Source organism: Anthropogastromicrobium sp. (assembly GCF_037349415.1).
GTDB lineage: Bacteria > Bacillota > Clostridia > Lachnospirales > Lachnospiraceae > Anthropogastromicrobium > Anthropogastromicrobium aceti.
This window is the reverse complement of the sequence record NZ_JAXWCK010000033.1, coordinates 11,800-33,408: the sequence shown is the minus strand read 5'-3', so window position 1 is coordinate 33,408 and position 21,609 is coordinate 11,800. Positions and strand designations below refer to the sequence as shown.

Genomic DNA, 21,609 nt, shown 5'->3' with positions numbered 1-21,609 from the left:
AAGTGCAGCTTCGGACACTGTCAGAATATTTATTCCAGGAGGGTTTAAAAAATGAATAAGAAATTTGTAGCAGCTGGTATGGCAGCAGCAATGGCAGCAACAATGCTTCCGTCTATGGCATTTGCAGATGAGAAGCCAACCGTTACTTTACTTGTACCAGAGTACAACGCTGGTAAGAGCTTAAAGAACGAGGGTTCTGATCAGGTTATCCAGATGGTTGAGGATTACACTGGATTTAACTTTGATATCAAGTGGGGAGATAATGGTGCATATGATCAGGTTATTGGAACCACTCTTATGGACTTCGATAACATGCCAATGATCATCACCTGTGGTGGATCCATGAACGGTACGATCGTATCTGCAGCTGAGGAAGGTGCATTCTGGGATCTGTCCGAGTATCTTGATGACAGCGAGAAGTTCCCGAATCTGTCTCAGGTTAACAAGGAAACCTTAAAGGGTCTGACTGTAGGCGGAGAGGTTATCGGTATTCCACGTGTACGTGAGCTTGGACGTTACGGCTTCTCCTATCGTCAGGACTGGGCTGATAAGTTAGGTCTTGGTACTCCGGAGACTATTGATGATGTTTATAACATGCTGTATCAGTTCACCTATGGCGATCCGGATGGAAACAATGTAGATGATACCTACGGTATGGAAATGACCAAGTACACAGGACCGTTTGATATAGTTCAGACTTGGTTTGGCTGTGGAAACGGCTGGGTAGAGCAGGACGGTCAGCTTGTTCCGGTACATCAGACTGCTGAGTACAAGGAAGCAATCGACTGGTTAAAGAAGGTTTATGATGATGGTTTAATGAGCCCAGATTGGGTAACTATTGATACTTCTGAGTGGTCAAACGGCTGCAAGAAGGGTCAGAACGGTGTTTACATCGACGTTATGGATGGCGCTCGCCGTATTTGGGACTACTTCGTAAACAACGAAGTTCCGTCTGTTACTAATCCAGATGAGTTTGCATCTATGAACCTGTTAGGACCGATCAATGGCAAGACTCTTGCTACTTCCGGTTACAACGGATACTATCTGATCACCACCGATGGTGCTAAGACTGAGGAAGATGTTATCAATGCTCTGACCTTCCTTGATAAGTTAAATGATTATGATATGCTTATCTTAGCTGATTACGGTCTTGAGGGCGTTACCTACAACTGGACTGAGGATGGACAGATTGAGACTATCGAAGGAGAGACAAGTGATAGACCAAACCTTGGTTTGAATCAGATGGTTGCTTATATCCCAGGATATCCGGAAGATAAGAAGCCTCTGAAGCCAACTGAGAGAGATGATGCTCTGACCGAGTGCTACGAGCAGAGAACCCGTCCGGTAGCAGTTACCAACCCGGCACTTGCTTACCTGTCCGGTTCTGAGACTTACTCCAAGTATGGCGCTGACCTTGACAACATTCTGTCTGAGGCAAGAACACAGTACATCTGCGGCGTTATCGACGAGCAGGGTCTGCAGGATGCTTGGGATGACTGGGCAAATAAGGGTGGAAATGATCTGATTGCTGAGGTTAACGAGGCATATGCAGCAGATCAGGAAACCGCTGAGGCTGATGAGAATACTGAGGCAGCTACCGAGGAAGCAGCTACTGAGGAAGCAGCTACTGAGGAAGCTTCCAGCCAGGCTGAGTAATTAAAAATAAAATAAGAAAACCGTCAATGGTGTGATACCAAAGCGGTATTGGGGACACCTGGTTTTGGCCGGGTGTCCCTTATTTTGTTTTTTGGTGAATAAACGCCTTACAAAATGCAAATTGTCAAAAAAGAGCATATGTGAGGTGTGTGTGAAAAAGAAAGAAAAATGGGGCAAAAGAACATGGAGGACATGAAAAACATGGAAATGAAGGAGCAGACAGTTCAGTCAATGACACTTCATCTGATGGAAAACAGAAAAGCGTATGGCTATACAACATGGGGCTGCATGTGGGAGAAAGGCGCTGTATCTAAGGATGCTTCCTTTAATGTGTATGCAAAAGACAATACAAACAATAAAATGGTGCCGTCTCAGTCAAGAATAACAGCATACTGGCCGGATGGTTCAGTAAAGTGGACAGCTCATACCGCAGACAGCAAAAATGGTGAAATCTTTGAGGTTATTCCTGTAAATGAAGACGTAAGCAGCAAAAAGGATATGGAGTCATCACTTTTTGTAAAAGAAGAGGAAGATGCATATATAGTTGACGCAGGATGTGTTCACGCAGCTGTGCCAAAGAATAAAAATGTGATTCTTCGTGATGTAACAGTAGATGGACGTGTTCAGGTGACGGATGCGGATCTGGTGCTGCAGCTAGAAGAAAGAAGTGTGAAAGACGGTGTATTGATTCAAAAAACAGTGCCGTACACAGGAGAGATTGAGTCTGTTTCTATTGAGGAGCAGGGACCAGTTCGTGTGACTTTTTGTTTAAGAGGAACTCATGTAAGTCATGCAAATGATCGCCGTGTGCTGCCATTTGTTATCCGCGAGACTATCTATTTTAATAGCCCAAAGATTGATTTTGAGCATACGTTTTTGTTTGATGGTGATGAGAAGAAGGATTTTCTTAAAGGTCTTGGTGTGCGTTTCCATCGTCCAATGAAGGGTGAAATGTATAACCGTCACATTCGTTTTGGTACTGATCATGGAAGTTTTCATGAGGAGATGACTGAGCTTCTTAGCTGGCGTCCAAGAGTAGCACCAGAGATTTATGATGCGCAGACAAAGGGACAGATGCTTTATCTTGATGCAGATAATGATCAGGCTGCCGCAACTGCAATAGAAGCATCTAAGCATATGCCGATCTGGAGCCGCTACGTGCTTTGTCAGGATAGCGCAACACATTTTTCTATTAAAAAGAAGATCGTAAATCCAGACTGCTGCTATATAGAGGGACTTCATGGCATGAGAGCACCGGGCAGCGTAAATATTGCCGATGAGAGCGGAAGCTTCTCCCTTTCCTCAAAAGATTTCTGGCAGAAATATCCGTCAGCAGTTGAGGCTGGTGATCTTGATCAGGACAATGCCGAGGTGATTTTCTGGCTGTGGTGTCCACAGGTTGAGGCAATGGATTTTCGCCATTATGCCGATCAGGGCTATTCCCAGACTTATTATGAGGGCTTCGATGTAGTTGGTGCATCTGCTTATGGTATTGGAAATACTAACAATTTCTCTATCGAGCTTTCTAATAACGCAGCATCTGATGGCGATGCATTAAAGCGTTTTTCAGACAGCGTTCAAAAGCCGCCTGTATATGTAGCAGATCCGTCTGTTTATGAAAAGCTTCAGGCATTTGGTGAGTGGAGTCTTCCATCAAAAAAAACACAGGTAGAGCGCTTCTTAGAGGAACAGCTTGATAAGGCATTTAATTTTTATAAAAATGAGGTAGAGGTGCGCAGTTGGTACGGCATGTTTAATTATGGAGATATCATGCATACTTATGATCCATTCCGCCATAGCTGGCGCTATGATATGGGCGGCTACGCATGGCAGAATACAGAGCTTGTTCCAACGCTGTGGTTGTGGTTAGCTTTTATGAGAAGCGGAAGAGAAGATATTTTCACAATGGCAGAGGCAATGAGCCGTCACTGTTCAGAGGTTGATATCTATCATTTTGGTCCGCTTAAAGGTCTTGGATCTCGTCATAACGTGCGCCACTGGGGCTGCTCATGCAAGGAGGCTCGTATTGCAATGGCAGGTCATCATCGTTTCTATTACTACCTGACAGGTGATATGCGTATTGGTGATGTCTTTGAGGATGTAAAGGATGCTGATGAGGCAATTGTTACGACAGATCCGCTTCGTTTCTTCTTTGACAAAGATAAGATGAATGCACCGGCACATGCGCGTTCAGGACCAGATTGGTCAAGCTTTTGCTCTGACTGGATGACACAGTGGGAGCGATTTAACGATGACACATACAGAAATAAGATTCAGATCGGTATTGATGATTTAAAGGCGCTGCCGCTTCGTCTTACCTCAGGTCCTGATTTTGAGTATGATCCGAAGGACAGCCATCTTCGTTACATCGGAGAGCGCACAAACGGAGGAAGTCATCTGCAGGTGTGCATGGGTGCTATTCAGGTATGGATTGAGATTGCCGATTTGCTTGGCGATGAAGAATGGAAGGATATGTTAGCAGAGCATGGCCGTTTCTACTATCTGCCAAAGGAAAAGCAGTTAGAAGAATCAAATGGTCTTATCGGAAACAGAGAGTTTAGCCTTCCATTTATGGCATCGGGACTTGCAGCATATGGAGCAGCTCGTTTGCACGATAAGTGGCTGGCACAGACTACATGGAAGATTCTTCTTCATGCACTTTGCACTCATAATAATACAGAGGGCTTTTTGGCGCATGACATCTTTGATGTAGGAAATAAAGAAGTACTTCATGAGATTCCATGGATTACTACAAACTTCACTTCACAGTGGTGCTTAAATATAATCACGGCACTTCGCTATATTCGCGAGGATTTGCCAAAGACAATGGAAGAGTTAGAAAAGCTTTTGGCAGGGCTTGATGAAAGTGGATTCCATAAAGCGTAAAGGAGAAAAATAATTATGACACAGAAATTTCACGATTTAGTAGCTGGCGCACGTTCATACCGCCGCTTTGATCAGAGTAAAAAAATGACTATGCAGGAACTTGAGGAGCTGGCTGAGTTAGGCCGCATCACACCATGCGGTGGAAATCGTCAGTATATCCGCTTTGCACTTTGCGCAGATGAGAAGATGAATGCAGAGATTTACAAAAATCTGGCATGGGCAGGCTATTTAAGTGACTGGGACGGCCCGGCAGAGGGAGAGCGTCCGACAGGCTATATTTTGATTTTGCGTGATTTGAGCCTTCAGAAGAATCAGACCGTTGACGAAGGAATCGTGGCACAGACCATTTTCCTTGGCGCAAGAGATATGGGCTACGGCGGCTGCATGTTAATGAATATCAAGCGCACCGAGCTTATGGAAATCTTTGGATTAGATCCAGAGAAGTATGCAATTTCAATGGTAATCGCACTTGGCGTTCCAGTTGAAGAAGTAAAGATGGTTGAGGTAAAAGACGACGATATCAAATATTATCGTGACGAAAATCAGGTTCATTATGTTCCGAAGAGAAGCCTGAAGGATGTGATTGTAAAGGAACTGTAACTTAGAAACTTTTGAAAAATGGAGCGCAAAAATGAAAAAATTTACAATTTACTTAGCAGGAGATTCTACCGTACAAAGTTATAAGACACCTGTAAAGCCGATTACCGGCTGGGGTCAGATGCTGCACACTTATTTTAAAGAGACAGAACAAAAGATTAATCAGGATGGCTGTGACTGGATGGGCTATGGCAAAAAGAGTGCTTCTGATTTTGACCAGTCAATTATTTATGAGACAGATGGCTTGTTTATTGATAACCGTGCAATGGCAGGAAGAAGCAGCAGAAGCTACTTTGATGAGGGTCGCCTTGATGATTTAAAAAAGGCGATCAAGTCGGGCGACTATCTGTTCATGCAGTTTGCGCATAACGATGCAAACAAGGAAAAAGAGGAGCGTTATGTTACGCCCAAGCAGTATGAGGAATATCTGCTTCGCTATATAAATGCAGCAAAGGAGTGTGGCGCACAGCCAGTTCTTGTGACAGCAATCGCAATGAGAGATTGTGATGATACGCCGGATGGCAAGTTTAGTGTAAGCTTTCCAGAGTATCGTGATAAGATGCTTGAGATGGGGGATAAGTATGATCTTCCTGTGCTTGATCTGGGAAAAGCAACTGCAGATTATTTAAATACTGTTGGAAGTGATGGTTCTAAGAAGCTGTTTATGTGGTTAGATCAGGGAGCATATGAAGGCTATCCAGACGGAAAAAAGGACAATGCACATTTACAGCAGGCAGGTGCAAAGGCATTTGCCGGACTTCTTGCAGGATTGATTCGTTCATATGAGCGTGATGACAAGCTGGATAAGGTGAAAGCAGAGCTGGCAAAAAATATGTTCGTCGCACTTTGATAAAGAAAGGGAGAGCGTTATGAATGCGACAGTAAAAGAGGTCCGTAATGACTGTGTAGAAATTGCCTGGGAACCGGCAGAGGAAGCCGAAAAGTATCATGTTTACTGGGCCGATAAAGATATTTCGACCATGAAGTATCAGCTTGTGGGCGATACAAAAGAGTGCAGCTTTGTCTTAAAGAAGGCAACGCATGTGCCGCATTATTTAAAGGTAGCAGCTGTAAAGAATGAAACTGAGTATGAGATGAGTAATATCGTTGAGACACCTCTTAAGGCAGTTTTTCATGAGCAGCTTGAAAAATTAAACAGAGGTCTTATTGCTGTTAAGACAGACAAAGGTGTGTATGTTGGCTGGCGTATGTTTATTGACGAGGTGCGCGGCTACAGCGATACAGGACTTACAGGTGCTGATTATGCTGTATACCGAGGTGAAAAGAAAATTACAGTCGTTACAGACAGCACTAACTATCTTGATACAGATGGAACCTTGCAGGATACATACAGTGTTGCACCGATTATTGACGGCAAAGAGGGAGAACGCTGTAAGAAAGTTTTTGTATGGGAAAACAATTACATTGATATTCCAATGAATAAGCCAGCTGATGGCCGTTCCCCAAAGGGAGAGATGTATCCAGAGGGTCAGCCATACACCTACAGCGCAAATGATATGAGTATTGGTGATGTAGACGGAGACGGCGAGTTAGAGTATATCGTAAAGTGGGATCCGTCAAATGCACATGATGTTTCTCATCGCGGTTATACCGGAAATTGCTACATTGACTGCTATCGACTGGACGGTACACTTTTATGGCGTGTCGATATGGGACCAAATATCCGCTCAGGAGCGCACTACACGCAATTTATGGTGTACGATTTTGACGGTGACGGCAAGGCAGAAATGTGCGTAAAGACTGCACCAGGTACAAAGGTGACTCGTTTTGCAGCAGACGGCACAGTGGCAGAGGAATATATCACTCTTCCTGAGCGCGATGTGAAAAATGGCGTGACAAATCAGGACAATTATGTATGTACCGCAGCAGATTATAAAGAGCATCTTGTAGAGATGTTTATGGGCTGGAGCAGTCACCCGGAGGTTGTATCTGGACGCTGGCCTGCGACACTTGAGGAGTGCTTTGGTATTCCTGTTAAGTATCATTATCCGCTTAGCCGCGAGGATGCAAAAGAGCTTGTTTCTTACTTTATATATGAATTTGCACCGTCAAGAAGCGATAAGAATCATCTTGAAGCATTTGAGGGCTTTATCTATGATGGTCCGGAATATCTGACTATGTTTGGCGGTGATGGAAAAGAGCTTGAGACAATTGATTTTCCAGTGCCAAGAGGCGATGACGGCCTGATGTGGGGCGATTATGCAATGAGAAGAATTGAACCGTGCAACCGTGTAGATCGTTTCTTATCTGGTGTTGCGTATTTAGACGGTGAACATCCATCTGTTATCATATGCAGAGGCTACTACACAAGAAGCACTGTGACAGCTTATGATTTTAAGGACGGTCACTTTGCAAAACGATTCATGGCAGATTCTGGTCATGTGCCAATGAGCAATCCATTTAATGATAATGCACATGAAAAAGAAGGTTTAGATCCTGTTTATGGAAAGTTTGCAGGACAGGGAGATCACAGCCTTTCAGTAGCAGATGTGGATGGTGATGGCTGCCAGGAGATTATCTATGGTGCAGCTGTGATTGACCATGATGGCAGTCTTTTATATTCAAGCTATGATCACCTGCCAGATGGACGTCTTGCAAAGCTTGGTCATGGTGATGCAATGCATGTCGCAAGAATCAATCCGGATTTGCCGGGCTACCAGATCTTTAATGTGTTCGAGGGTGCAAAGGCAGCACCGTATGGATTTGCGCTTCGCGATGCACTTACTGGAAAAGTATTCTTTGGTGAATATGCAGAAGAAGATCTTGGACGCTGCATGATAGGAGATGTCGTACCGGGTGTGCGTGGTCTTCAGGTGTGGGTAAAGGACACATTTGACTGCAATGGAAACAAGCTTGATGTAAAGCGTCTTGGAACAAATGCGAATATCCATTGGGCTTGTGATATGACAACGCAGATCATTGACGGTGTTGACTATATGGAGCGCAAAAAGCAGACAGGTATTATTAACGATAACACACATGGCATTATGCTTGACCCACAGGGAACGCTTACAAACAACGGCACAAAGGGAAATCCTTGTCTTGTCGCAGATATTTTCGGTGATTACCGTGACGAGATTATTCTTCGCCTCGAAGACAGCAGTGCAGTGCGTATCTACACAAACACCGATCTGTCAGCACATAAATTGTTTACGCTGCTTCATGACATTCAGTACCGCGTCGGCGTGGCATGGCAGAATAACTGCTACAACCAGCCGTGCTACACGAAGTTTTATCTGGCAAGCGATATGGAGTGGAAATATGTGTTGCCAGCGCTGGCAGCAACGGTGACTACTCGGTAGTTTTATGAATGTATCAACAGCAAAAAACCTCTCGGAAGAAAATTCCTTCTGGGAGGTTTTTTAAGCTGTATTTAAATGTGATTACTCAAGAACGAGCAGCAGAGCCATCTTAAACTTGCCCTGAGCGGTAACGCTGTGCAGACCATTCTTATCAAAACGGAAATTCTCACCTGCGGACAGAGTGTAATCCTTGCCCTCGTAACCGATAGTGGCCTTTCCTTCGAGTGCGAAGATGATTGCGTTGCCTGGTGCACGATGTGGTGTCAGACCAGTTCCCTCATCGAATGCCATCAGCACAAACTTCATGGTGCTGTTGCTTACAACGTCAAGATTTGCAATACTTCCCTCCTCATAAGAGATTAAGTCCTTCAGCTTCATTACTTCTCCAGATTTTACAATACTGTTCATGTTTGTCTCCTTTTTCATAATAATTTCTGTATAAACGGTTCCGGTAGCAGTTTCAACACCGCAGAGGGTGCCGCCCGGAACGATAAGACAGTCACCGTCTGATACCGGCTCCTTTTTTGCCTGATCTCCAATAAGAAAATCAGCAGTTCCTTTTGCACCAATGTAAATGGAAGTTACATCATAGCGCTCCTGACTGATGGACGTATCCTTGCCAAGAGAAAAGAATGTAACCGCAGTTGTCTGTCCCATCTTAGCATCGCGAGAGATGGTCATTCCGTCCTTGATCGGACGCAGTTGTTCCACTGTAAATACGCCAGCCATAAAAACAAATCTCCCTTCTAGCCGCTATTTAACATAATCATAAATTTACACTATTCACTATTGTACTCTATAAGTATGGTAGGTTGCAAGTGTTTTACTCAGTAAGCGATATTATGTCAAATCATAAGTAAAAGTCAAAGTTGTATTTCTGTCAGCGGTATGGTATACTAGACAAGCAGTAAAAAACTTGAAAAAACAGAAAGCTGTACTTTCTGAAAAGCGTACTAAACGCAGAAATGAGGTCTATTATGGATTCAGTAAAAATGAGAGAGGCCGTAGAGGCTGGAAAGACCATTCTTGGTATTGAGTTTGGCTCAACAAGAATCAAGGCAGTGCTGACAAATGAGGAGAATACTCCAATCGCACAGGGAGCACATGACTGGGAAAATCGTCTGGAGAACGGAATCTGGACGTATACTCTTGAGGATATCTGGAGTGGATTGCAGGATGCATATGCAAAGCTGGCAGCAGACGTTAAGTCACAGTGCGGTGCCAGCCTGAAAAAAATTGGTGCAATAGGATTTTCAGCAATGATGCACGGCTACATGGTATTTGATAAGGAAGGAACACTGATGGTTCCGTTCCGTACCTGGAGAAATACAATTACTGAGCAGGCAGCAAAGGAGCTGACAGCTGCATTTTCATTTAATATTCCGCAGCGTTGGAGCATTGCTCATCTGTATCAGGCAATTTTAAATGGTGAGGAGCATCTTCCACGCATTGACTATTTGTCCACACTGGCAGGTTATGTTCACTGGAAGTTAACTGGAAAGAGAGTGCTTGGCGTCGGAGAGGCATCTGGTATGTTCCCTATTGACAGCAAGACAAAGGATTACGATCAGAACATGGTTGAAACCTTTGATAAGCTCATTGCACCGAAGGGATATTCCTGGAAGCTGCGTGACATTTTACCGCAGGTACTTGTAGCAGGAGAGCCAGCCGGTAATTTGACACAAGAGGGCGCAAAGCTCTTAGATCCAAGCGGCGAGCTTGAAGCTGGTATTCCAATGTGTCCGCCGGAAGGTGATGCCGGAACTGGTATGGTAGCAACAAATAGTGTAACTGTACATACAGGAAATGTATCAGCAGGAACATCTGTATTTGCAATGGTTGTCATGGACGAGAACGAGACATTAAAGAAGGTTCACGAGGAAATCGATATGGTAACAACACCAGATGGTCTTCCGGTAGCAATGGCTCACTGCAATAACTGTACCTCTGACCTGAATGCATGGGTAGGAATCTTTAAGGAGTTTCAGCAGGCGCTTGGTGTTCCGGTTGATATGAATCAGCTCTTCTCAGTACTGTATAATAAGGCACTTGAGGGCGATGTTGACTGCGGCGGTCTGATGGCATATAACTATTTCTCAGGAGAAAGCATCACAGGCTTTGAAGAGGGCCGTCCGCTGTTTGTGCGTACACCAGACAGCAAGTTTACACTTGCAAACTTCATGAGAACTCATCTGTACACCTCTCTTGGCGCATTAAAGGTAGGTCTTGATATTCTGTTTAAGGAAGAGGGCGTAAAGCTTGACAATATCTACGGTCATGGCGGTCTGTTCAAGACAAAGGGTGTTGGACAGCGTATAATGGCAGCAGCAATCAATGCACCTGTATCATTGATGGAGACAGCAGGAGAAGGTGGTGCATGGGGAATTGCACTGCTTGCTTCCTATATGCTTAATAAGAAAGAAAACCAGCCATTAGATGCGTTCCTTTCAGAAGAAGTATTCCACGGTGAGACTGGTGTTCGCATGGAGCCAAATGCAGAAGATGTAGCTGGATTTGATGCGTTCATTCAGAGATATAAGGAGTGTCTGCCGGTAGAGCGCGCAGCTGTAGAGAGTTTGCCGCTGTAAATGTAGCCCGGAAGATTTACGAGTGCCCCACTCGGCGAAGTGACTTTGTCGACGGGCCCAACTCCGCGGGTCCCCACTACACGTTTTCAACGTAAGTGTATTTTGACAACGGGCCCGCTACAACGTCCCGTCTCGTAAAGCACATTCGCCTCGGGGTGCCACTACGTTACGATGGCAAACCAAGAGTGCTGTTGCATAATATAGTGAAATGGTCTGTATCTGATTGACAGGTATGGACCATTTTTAAGAAAGGGAAAATTATGAAATACCACAAACCATCATTTTTTGATCAATTTAAGTGTATTGGTTCGGCCTGTACAGATACCTGCTGTGCCGGATGGGAAATCGAAGTTGATGAGACAACAGCGCAAGGGTATCTTGCAGAAAAAGGTGCATTTGGAGATCGCTTGCGCCGCGAGATTGGCAGCGAACCGGGAGAATATTTCTTTAAATTAAAAAACAATCGCTGTCCATTTTTAAATAAAGAAAATTTATGCGATATTTTTATCAATCTGGGAGAAGACAGACTTTGCGATATCTGCCGTGAGCATCCAAGGTTTTATAATTGGTTTGGCGATTACACGGAAGTAGGTCTGGGACTATGCTGTGAAGAGGCAGAGAGACTTTTATTTTCTAACAGTAAGCCGCTTACATTTGTGGAAGAAGTTACGCAGGATGAAGAATTAGTTGAAGAAATGTGGAATGACACAGAGGACGTCTGTCCAACTGCAGATGAAGAACAAGACTACAGTGATGAGGATGAATATACAGATGCTTCTGACCTATTAGACGATGAATCCGAAGAATGTGAGCAGATGCTTGAAGAACGAAAAGCAATCTTCTCAATTCTACAAAACCGTAAAAAAAATATCGGCGCACGCCTAAAGAGACTGCTTTTGCAGCTGCCATACGCAGATGAAATGTTGCTTCTGACAGTTCCAATCTTGGAGTGGGACGATCCAGAATCTATTCCGAAATTAGACTATAATGCAAAGCCAAGTGCGAATACATTAAAAAGCAGTGCATTATTCTTGATTCGCTTTTTTGGCGGAATGGAGTCACTTGACGAAACATGGCCGTCCATGATGAAAGAGCTTGAACAAAACATTGATAGTTTAATAGATGTTGATAAAGCAGCAGAGTTCATTCAATTCATGAAGGGCGAGAATCGCTTATACGAGTATGAACATATTGCAGTGTACTTAGTCTATCGCTATTATCCAGAGATTTTATTTGATGGTCAGATTGAAGCAAAAATTCTGTTTGCGGCTGCCTCCATTTGCCTACTATTTCTTATGGATTTACAGTGTTTCCAGAAAAACACCGCTTACACACAGCAAGACCGCATTGAATTAGTACGGCGTTTCTCAAAAGAAATCGAATACTGCCCAGAAAATATGGAACGCTTCGAAAAGTGCTGTACCGAGCAATATGAGGATTTACTTAATAGTATTTTCAATCTATGCCATCTTTTTGCCGACAAACACTTCGCTTCGCCGCATTCATAACCTACCGGGCTGCACCCCCGATGTATTGAAAAAAGTGCAAAGAAACGCATTTGTCCGCTTGTAAGATTTTAGGGGATATGCTATTATAATGTCAGACCAAAGGTTAAGACACAAACGGCGACAGGTGGATGTGCAGCATCGCCGGGAATCGAAGAAATAAAAAACATTAATTCGGTTTCGGGTGATGCGGCACATGATAGGGCCCCTGACCGGGGGTGTCAGCAATTTTAAGTTACAGTTCACGTGTCATGCTAGATCTGGATAAATCTCATGCTTGCATGAAGATTTGACAGATCAGCAGGACGAAGTGGACGCCCGTTAATGAACAAAACAAAGCTGCGTAGCAGCGACGCACGGAACGTGCGGTTTTGTGAATGGGTGTCCCGTGAACAGCAACAATATTAAAGGAGGTTTTTTTATCATGAAACAGTTTGAAGCATGGGCTGGTTTTAAGGGCAGACTCTGGAAAGAGGAAGTTAACACCCGCGATTTCATTCAGAACAACTATACTCCATATGATGGAGATGCATCCTTCCTTGCAGATGCTACTGAGGCTACAGATAAGCTTTGGGGAGAGCTGCAGGAGTTAAATAAGCAGGCTAGAGCAAAGGGCGGCGTACTGGATATGGATACCGATATCGTTTCCAGCATCACATCTCATGGCCCGGGATACCTGGATAAGGATCTTGAGAAGGTTGTAGGTCTTCAGACTGATAAGCCTTTAAAGAGAGCATTCATGCCTTACGGCGGTATCAGAATGGCAGAGGAGTCCTGCGAGATGTACGGATATACTCCAAGCCCAGAGCTGCACAAGATCTTCACTGTATATCACAAGACCCACAATCAGGGCGTATTTGATGCATATACACCAGAGATTCGTGCTGCACGTAAGAACAAGATCATTACTGGTCTGCCGGATACCTACGGCCGTGGCCGTATCGTAGGCGACTATCGTCGTATCGCTCTGTACGGAATTGACTTCCTTGTTGCTGAGAAGCAGAAGGATCTGGCTAACTGCGGCGATGGTACTATGACTGATGATGTAATCCGTCAGAGAGAAGAGCTGGCTGATCAGATCAGAGCACTGAAGGATATGAAGGTTATGGCTGCAAGCTATGGCTTCGATATTTCCGAGCCGGCTAAGACCGCTCAGGAAGCAGTTCAGTGGCTGTACTTCGGATACTTAGCAGCTATCAAGACTCAGAACGGTGCTGCAATGTCCATCGGACGTGTATCCACTTTCATTGATATTTATATGCAGAGAGACCTTGATAATGGCGTTATCAACGAGACTCAGGCTCAGGAGATCATTGACCACTTCGTAATGAAGCTGCGTATGGTTAAGTTCGCTCGTATTCAGTCTTACAACGAGCTGTTCTCTGGTGACCCGGTATGGGCTACTCTGGCTATCGCTGGTCTTGGCGTAGACGGACGTTCCATGGTTACTAAGAACGACTATCGTATCCTGCACACACTGGAGACTATGGGACCGGCTCCGGAACCGAACATGACTGTTCTGTATTCCAAGAACCTGCCAGAGTACTTCCGTAAGTATGCTGCAGAGGTTTCCATTAAGACATCTTCTATCCAGTATGAGAATGATGATGTTATGCGTGTTGTATGGGGCGATGACTACTCCATCTGCTGCTGTGTATCCGCTACACAGACCGGTAAGGAAATGCAGTTCTTCGGCGCTCGTGCAAACCTGGCTAAGTGTCTGCTTTACGCTATCAACGGTGGTGTTGATGAGAAGACAAAGGTTCAGGTAGGTCCGGCATACAAGCCGATCACTTCCGAGTATCTGGATTATGATGAAGTTGTTAAGAAGTATGACGTTATGATGGATTGGCTGGCAGGAATGTATGTAAATACTCTGAACCTGATCCAGTATATGCATGACAAGTACTACTATGAGGCAGCTGAGATGGCTCTGATCGATACTGATGTACGTCGTACATTCGCTACTGGTATCGCAGGATTCTCTCACACAGTTGACTCCTTAAGTGCTATTAAGTACGCAAAGGTTAAGACTGTACGTGATGAGGACGGTCTGGTTGTTGATTATGAGATCGAGGGAGACTTCCCACGCTACGGTAACGATGATGATCGTGCAGATGACATCGCTGTAGAGCTGTTAAGACAGTTCCTGACCAAGATCAAGAAGCGTCACACCTATCGTAACTCTGAGCCGACAACCTCTATCCTGACCATTACTTCTAACGTAGTTTATGGTAAGGCTACTGGTGCTCTTCCGGATGGTCGTCCAGCTGGTGAGCCACTGTCTCCAGGTGCTAACCCGTCTTACGGCGCTGAGAAGAACGGTCTGCTTGCATCTCTGAACTCTGTTGCTAAGCTGCCATACGAGTGGGCTCTGGATGGTATTTCCAATACCCAGACCATCAACCCGAGTGCACTTGGAAACACTGACGAAGAGCGCGTAAACAACCTTGTACAGGCTATGGATGGCTACTTTGCAAATGGTGCTCATCACCTGAACGTAAACGTATTTGGTGTTGAGAAGCTTCTGGATTGCCAGGCACATCCGGAGAAGCCAGAGTATGCTAACTTCACAATCCGTGTATCTGGTTATGCAGTTAAGTTCATCGATCTGACCAAGGAGCAGCAGGACGACGTTATCAAGAGAACTTGCCATTCCTTCCTGTAATTAGGAGTAGTGACAGACTCGATTGATTTCGATCTGAACAAATCAGAATAGATTTGCTGTAAATTTATAAAACTAATACAGGCGGAGGGTGCTTTGGCACTCCCGCCTGTTTTACTACAAAATAATAGTAAACGTGAAGACATGAAGTTCACAAAACAAGAAAGGAAAAAAATTATGATTCAAGGCATTGTTCATTCTTTGGAATCTTTTGGTTCTGCAGACGGACCAGGAGTTCGTTATCTCGTATTTTTAAATGGCTGCAATTTGCGCTGTAAATATTGCCACAATCCAGATACATGGGCAAAGAAAGACGTACAGCTTTTAACAGCTGACGAAATTTTAGAAAAGGCAGTTCGTTATAGAAATTATTGGGGCGACAAGGGCGGTATCACTGTAAGTGGAGGAGAGCCACTTTTACAGATGGAGTTCATGAACGATCTTTTTGCAAAGGCAAAGAAGTTAAAGATCAATACATGTATCGACACCGCAGGAGAGCCATTTACGAGAGAAGAGCCATTCTTCGGACAGTTAGAGCAACTGATGACAAATACCGACGTGCTTCTCTTTGATTTAAAGCATATTGATCCAGAAAAGCACAAGGCGTTGACTGGCAAGACAAACGAGAATATCCTTGATATGGCAAGATATCTTTCCGATATCAATAAGCCAATCTGGATCCGTCACGTGCTTGTACCAGGCATCAACAGCGACGAAGAGTCACTGACAAAGCTTCATGAGTTCATCAGCACCTTAAATAATGTATATCGTATCGACGTACTTCCATACCATACACTCGGAGTATTCAAATGGAAAGAGCTTGGAATCAAGTATGGTCTTGAAGGTGTACCGACTCCAACCAAGGAAGAAGTCGAACTGGCAAGAAAGATTCTTTGCGTAGACGAGTACAATCGCTACAAGAACGCATAAAAGCCATAAATTTGTATAAAAACCATTGGGGAATGATCTCCAGTGGTTTTTGCTATTATTTGGTCCGACGACGAAAATATTACACCGCGTGAACTGTTAGAGTACAAATTTCCTTGAAAATAGGAAAATTTCCCATTGCCAAAGAAAAAAATATCATGTATAGTTAAAGAAAAGAGGTTTGAAACCGCTTGCAAAGGACAACTTGAATAAAAATTGTACAGCGGGTGACAGAAAGGCATGGTACATTTATGGCAAAAGAGCGTGCGAATATTTATACAATCGCAAAAGAGGCTGGTGTATCTCCGGCAACAGTTTCGCGCGTGCTGACCAATAACGCCAGAGTCAGTAAAGAAAAGCGTGAAAAAGTACAAAGCGTGATACAAAAATATGGATACACACCAAATGCGCTGGCACAAGGTCTTAGTAACTCAAAAACAAGGTCGATTGGTCTAATGATTGCTGATATTTATAGCCCATTCTATTCAGCGGTAGCGACAGAATGTGAAAAAGCAGCAGATAAAGCAGGCTATCTGCTGTTGATGCTTACGTCGTTGGGTGATCCAGAGCTTGAAAAAAAGCAGTTAATGAAGTTGTATGAGCAGCAGGTGGATGCAATTATCGTAGTTGGCGGTGTAATAGACAGAATTGCGGTAGATGAAGAATATGTAGAACAGCTTAATCATATCTTGGAAAGCACACCAATTATAGCAACAAATCGTCCTGTAGGTGTGAGAAATTGTAAGATACATCTTGATGAGGGCGGCAGCATGGATCTGGCGATGGACTATTTATTTAGTCTTGGCCATGAAAAGATTGCAACAATTGGAGGACGAAAGGATGCGAGGTCTACACTGGAAAAGCGTATGCGATATCGCACAATGCTTAGGCAAAGAGGAATTGTATATCGTGAAGATTACGTATTTGATTCCATTGATTATTCTAATGATAGCGGTTACAACTGTACGAAAGAGCTTTTAAAAAATCCAGATCGACCAACAGCAATAGTGGCAATCAACGATTTTACGGCAGCAGGTGTACTTAGGGCAATTCACGATGAAGGACTTCGTGTTCCGCAGGATATCTCAGTAGTAGCATTTGATAATACGTACCTGTCAGGTGCATTGACACCGGCATTGACATCAGTAGGAGCCAACTATACAGAGTTTGCAAAGCATCTTGTAGAGGCAGCAATCCGTGCATCAGAGAACGAGACATGCCCTGAGGACTATATGGTTCCGGTTGGTATTAGCGTAAGAGATTCCTGCACACATGTGCCTGAAGAAAATCTTTGAGGAATATGAAAGTGGTTTCATAAGGCCAAAGGAAGACAGAAAATAGGCAAAATAGGCTAGTATAACAAGAAATCAAGGAGTGACATATGTTCACTCCTATTTTAATTGTAAAATATGCACAATAAAAAGGCTTGCATATTAGTGAGTTATTACAAAGATGTTAGAATGCGCAAAAATATGTTGACATATCAGATAAAAAATATATAATAAAGCTATGAAGAGGGTTTCAGCAAGGATGGTTGAAATGCACGAATGAAATCTCACCTTTCTGATAGAAAATATACATAATGTGACATAGATTTATTTTTTTATGAGAAAGATGAAAGCGGTTTCATAAATGCGTCAAAATAACTTTATAACCGCGAGCGCAGCAGTGGCTGAAATTCAAATTTTATTCTTTATTATTATTAAGGAGGGTAACATGGGAAAGACAACATCAACTTTACCCCAGTATCAGTACAAGAGAAAGCATGGCTTTTTCTATAACCTTAAAAAGTATCGTGTACTGACACTGATGTGTGTACCGGCAATCGTATTCTTCTTTGCATTTAACTACATGCCGCTCCCAGGTATCTATGTGGCATTCGTTAAGTACAATTACAGAGACGGTATTTTCGGAAGCAAGTTTGTGGGTCTGCAAAACTTTGAGTTTCTAATGCAGTCTGGAAAGCTCCTCGACCTGACAAAGAACACGATTCTTTACAACTTGGCTTTCATCTTCTTAGGAAACATCATTGCGATGTTAATGGCAGTTTTGTTAAACGAGATCCACAATAAGTATTTTAAGAAGGTTTCACAGACATTGATGTTCCTTCCATACTTCATCTCACAGGTTCTTGTTGGTTTCCTTGTATTCAACCTGTTAAACTACGATACCGGATTTATCAATGGTATTTTAGTAAAGCTGGGTATGGAAAAATGGCAGCCGTATTCCGATAAGAGTGTATGGCCACCAATCTTAATTGTCGTATATCTGTGGCAGGTAACTGGTTATAACTCAGTTGTTTATTTCGCATCTATCTGTGGTATTGATACTTCTATCATTGAGGCAGCAAGAGTGGACGGTGCAAACTGTTTCCAGAAGATTCGCTACATTGTTCTGCCAAGTCTTCGAAGCACAATCGTTATCTTACTTTTGTTCGCACTTGGCGGTATCGTAAAAGGAAACTTCGGTCTGTTCTACAACATCGTCGGCACGAACCCATTGTTGTATGACACTACTGATATTATTGAGACTTATGTATATCGAAGCACAATGACGGATTTCAACTTTTCAACGGCATCTGCAGTCGGCCTGTATCAGTCTATCATCGGATTCTGTATCGTTATGGCAAGCAACTTTGCTGTTAAGAAGATCGATCCTGAGTACGCATTATTCTAAGGAGGGAGAAAGAAATGGCAAAATCGACAGTAAAAGGTACGAAAATCAAGCTGGATCGCTCCGATATTATAATCCGTACAATAGGATATGTAGTAGTTACGTTTTATGCACTCGCTTGTGTACTTCCATTTTTGATCATCATCGGAACATCATTTACATCGGAGGAAGTGATCCGTACAGAAGGAGCGCAGCTGTTTCCGAAGCAGTTTACCACAAAAGCTTATGAGATGGTACTTCAGGGTGGTGCAATCTGGAAGTCTTATGGACTGACTATTACGATGACCTTAACTGGTACGCTCGTTGGTCTGGGCATCATTTCCATGACTGGATATGCTTTGCAGAGAAAGGATTTCCCATTCCGCAATGCAATCTCATTCTACATCTATTTTACCACACTGTTCTCAGCAGGTCTGGCTCCGTACTACCTGTTAATGACACAGACCTACAAGCTGCAGGATAACTACTTAGCAGTATGGCTTCCGCTTTTAATGTCATCTTGGCTGATCATTTTGATGAAGAACTTTGTAAAGTCTATTCCTCATGAGATCACCGAGTCTGGTAAGATTGATGGAGCTGGTGATATGAAGATTTTCACAGCATTGATTCTTCCAATGTTAAAGCCGGCACTTGCAACAATCGGTTTGTTCCTTGCAATTGGTTATTGGAATGAGTGGTATCAGTCATCACTGTTTTTAAGTGAGAAGATGAGTGTTTATCCATTGCAGTATACTCTGTACAAGGTCGTAAATAAGGTAAACAGCTTAAAGAGTACAGTAGCAGGTCAGTATGTTGACTTGTCCGATCTTCCGTCAAATGGACTTAAGATGGCAAATGCAATCTTGGCAACTGGACCAGTTATTCTGCTTTATCCATTTGTACAGCGTTACTTTATCGGCGGTATCACCGTCGGAGCCGTAAAGGGCTAATGATTTTTGATTAATAGCAGGATAGTCTGCATTAATAGATACTTAACAAAGAAAGTAAGCGAGGAGAAGACTCGCACAAAGAAGGAGGATTTTAATATGAAGAAGAAGTTTCTTGCATCCGCATTGGCAGCATCTATGGTAGGAACAATGTTCGCATCAATGCCGGCATTCGCAGAGGAAGAGTCCAGCAGCGCAGCAGCAGAAGAGGTTACAAGCGCAGAAGCAGAGGAAGAGTCCAGCAGCGCAGCAGCAGAGGCAACTACGGGCGAGGTTCCGAATTATGATGATGTCTGGGCAGAGAAGTGGGCAGATGTTGATACATCTGAGCATGTAGTTATCAATTACATGACTACTGGTGATGCACCGACAAACGATGCAACACAGAAAATGTTAGATGAGCTGAATGCAATCCTGACAGAGAAGGTTAACGCAGAGCTGCAGATTTACTACATTGGTTGGACCGATTATCTGTCAAACTACAACCTGACTCTGGCTCGTATGGATGGTTCTGTAGATTTAGTTGGTACTGGTACCGACTGGCTGGATGCATGGCCAAACGCAAAGAATGGTGCTTTCCTTGAGTTAGACGAGGAAATGCTTGCTAAGTACGCACCAGTTACTTATGAGACTGTTCCGCAGGAAGACTGGGATCTGTGTAAGTACAATGACAACATTTATCTGATGCCAGAGGATAACTACGCACAGTGGACAAATCATGGTTTTGCATATCGTCTTGATTTTGCAAAGCTGGCAGGTCTTGAGAATGGCGTTCACAGTTGGGAAGATATGACTACGTATTTCAAGTATGTATGCGAGCACAAGGATGAGCTTGGTATCGTAACTCCTTGGGATTCTGATGGCACACAGTTCTCACAAATGGCAAACGGCTGGGTTTCTTCCCATAGCGATTTCGTATCAATTGATGGTCTTGCATCAGCAGCTTTATGGGGCGGAACAAAAGATGATCTGTATACAATTGTAAGCCCACTGTATACTGATACCGATTCTCTTGTAGAATTTGCAAAGATGATGAAGGAATGGGATGAGATGGGTGTTTGGAAGACAGACGTTCTGAACAATACCTCTTCTGATAATAGAGAGGACTTCAAGCTTGGCAAGACTGCTGCTGAACAGCATCATACCGAGACTTGGACTGATCTTGTAAGTAAGACTCCAGAGAACGTACCGGGTGCTGAGGTTGGATTCTTCTGGTTTGGCGAGGAAGAGCAGAACGTTGTTTCTGTGAATATTACTCACGGTGCAATGGCAGTTTCCTACGGTTCTGAGAACCCAGAGAGAGCTCTTATGGTTTATGATTTACTGAGAAATGATGCTGAGTGTTACGACCTGATCAACTATGGTCAGAAGGGTGTTCAGTGGGATGTAAACGATGAAGGTCTTCGTACTGTTCCAGAATCCTATAATTCTGATACTGAGTCCATCACAACTAATTTCTGGTGGGGACGTAACGATCTGTTAGAGATTCGTGACGCTACAAAGGATTGGGACAAGATTGATGTTATGTATAAAGAATTAGAAGATGCATCAATTGGTTATCCTTATGGTAAGTTTGTTGCAAACGTTGATGATATTCAGTCCTACATCAACAATATCGGTGAGGTTAACACAAACTACATGAAGCAGATCGCATATGGTAAGTACACTGGCACCGCAGAAGAGATCGTTGCTGAGTATCAGCAGGCTCTGAAGGATGCAGGTATGGATATCGTTATCGAAGAGCTTCAGAAGCAGCTGACCGAAGTTTACGGTGACGCAGAATAATAAAAAATAGCAGCTACCCACAGTAATGGGTCAGTAAACGCGTAAAGGGCGGGGTGACCTTTGGTCATCCTGCTTTTT

14 protein-coding genes are annotated in these 21,609 nt (G+C 43.6%); 13 read left to right on the top strand and 1 reads right to left on the bottom strand.

The window, feature by feature from the left end:
• Positions 1–51: 51 nt before the first annotated feature.
• The 5 genes from WJP93_RS07285 to WJP93_RS07265 all read left to right on the top strand — a co-directional run bounded on the left by WJP93_RS07285 (position 52) and on the right by WJP93_RS07265 (position 8,462).
• The gene (locus tag WJP93_RS07285) at positions 52–1,656 is read left to right on the top strand and encodes an ABC transporter substrate-binding protein (protein WP_337547540.1); all 1,605 of its coding nucleotides are present in this window, start codon (positions 52–54) and stop codon (positions 1,654–1,656) included.
• A 201-nt stretch (positions 1,657–1,857) separates the two neighbouring features.
• Positions 1,858–4,542, top strand: coding sequence for a hypothetical protein (locus tag WJP93_RS07280; protein ID WP_337547538.1), 2,685 nt, complete (start codon positions 1,858–1,860; stop codon positions 4,540–4,542).
• A 15-nt stretch (positions 4,543–4,557) separates the two neighbouring features.
• On the top strand, positions 4,558–5,142 hold the full coding sequence (locus WJP93_RS07275) for a nitroreductase family protein (RefSeq protein ID WP_337547537.1): 585 nt from the start codon (positions 4,558–4,560) through the stop codon (positions 5,140–5,142).
• A gap of 31 nt (positions 5,143–5,173) precedes the next feature.
• Positions 5,174–5,989, top strand: coding sequence for a rhamnogalacturonan acetylesterase (locus WJP93_RS07270; RefSeq protein WP_337547536.1), 816 nt, complete (start codon positions 5,174–5,176; stop codon positions 5,987–5,989).
• Positions 5,990–6,008: 19 nt separating this feature from the next.
• Positions 6,009–8,462, top strand: a complete 2,454-nt coding sequence (locus WJP93_RS07265; protein WP_337547535.1) for a rhamnogalacturonan lyase — start codon at positions 6,009–6,011, stop codon at positions 8,460–8,462.
• An 81-nt stretch (positions 8,463–8,543) separates the two neighbouring features.
• Here WJP93_RS07265 and WJP93_RS07260 read toward each other — a convergent pair whose 3' ends face one another.
• Positions 8,544–9,191 carry a cupin domain-containing protein gene (locus tag WJP93_RS07260; RefSeq protein WP_337547533.1) on the bottom strand — a complete coding sequence of 216 codons (648 nt, stop codon included), beginning with the start codon at positions 9,189–9,191 and terminating at the stop codon, positions 8,544–8,546.
• A 248-nt stretch (positions 9,192–9,439) separates the two neighbouring features.
• Between WJP93_RS07260 and WJP93_RS07255 the strand changes: the two genes are divergently transcribed.
• The 8 genes from WJP93_RS07255 to WJP93_RS07220 all read left to right on the top strand — a co-directional run bounded on the left by WJP93_RS07255 (position 9,440) and on the right by WJP93_RS07220 (position 21,531).
• Positions 9,440–11,050, top strand: a complete 1,611-nt coding sequence (locus WJP93_RS07255) for an FGGY-family carbohydrate kinase (protein ID WP_337547531.1) — start codon at positions 9,440–9,442, stop codon at positions 11,048–11,050.
• Between the two features lie 260 nt (positions 11,051–11,310).
• A complete protein-coding gene (gene fliB, locus WJP93_RS07250; protein WP_337547530.1) occupies positions 11,311–12,558 on the top strand; it encodes a flagellin lysine-N-methylase in 1,248 nt (415 codons plus the stop codon).
• A gap of 421 nt (positions 12,559–12,979) precedes the next feature.
• The gene (gene pflB, locus WJP93_RS07245; RefSeq protein WP_337547528.1) at positions 12,980–15,223 is read left to right on the top strand and encodes a formate C-acetyltransferase; all 2,244 of its coding nucleotides are present in this window, start codon (positions 12,980–12,982) and stop codon (positions 15,221–15,223) included.
• A 174-nt stretch (positions 15,224–15,397) separates the two neighbouring features.
• Positions 15,398–16,150: a pyruvate formate-lyase-activating protein gene (gene pflA / locus WJP93_RS07240; protein WP_066560689.1), complete on the top strand. Its 753-nt coding sequence runs from the start codon at positions 15,398–15,400 to the stop codon at positions 16,148–16,150.
• Positions 16,151–16,398: 248 nt separating this feature from the next.
• Positions 16,399–17,442, top strand: a complete 1,044-nt coding sequence (locus tag WJP93_RS07235; protein ID WP_337547526.1) for a LacI family DNA-binding transcriptional regulator — start codon at positions 16,399–16,401, stop codon at positions 17,440–17,442.
• A gap of 421 nt (positions 17,443–17,863) precedes the next feature.
• On the top strand, positions 17,864–18,823 hold the full coding sequence (locus tag WJP93_RS07230; protein ID WP_337547524.1) for an ABC transporter permease subunit: 960 nt from the start codon (positions 17,864–17,866) through the stop codon (positions 18,821–18,823).
• A gap of 14 nt (positions 18,824–18,837) precedes the next feature.
• Positions 18,838–19,749 (top strand): carbohydrate ABC transporter permease, encoded by a 912-nt coding sequence (locus tag WJP93_RS07225; protein ID WP_337547522.1) that lies wholly within the window; start codon positions 18,838–18,840, stop codon positions 19,747–19,749.
• Between the two features lie 96 nt (positions 19,750–19,845).
• Positions 19,846–21,531: a DUF3502 domain-containing protein gene (locus WJP93_RS07220; protein ID WP_337547521.1), complete on the top strand. Its 1,686-nt coding sequence runs from the start codon at positions 19,846–19,848 to the stop codon at positions 21,529–21,531.
• The last annotated feature ends 78 nt before the right edge of the window (positions 21,532–21,609 follow it).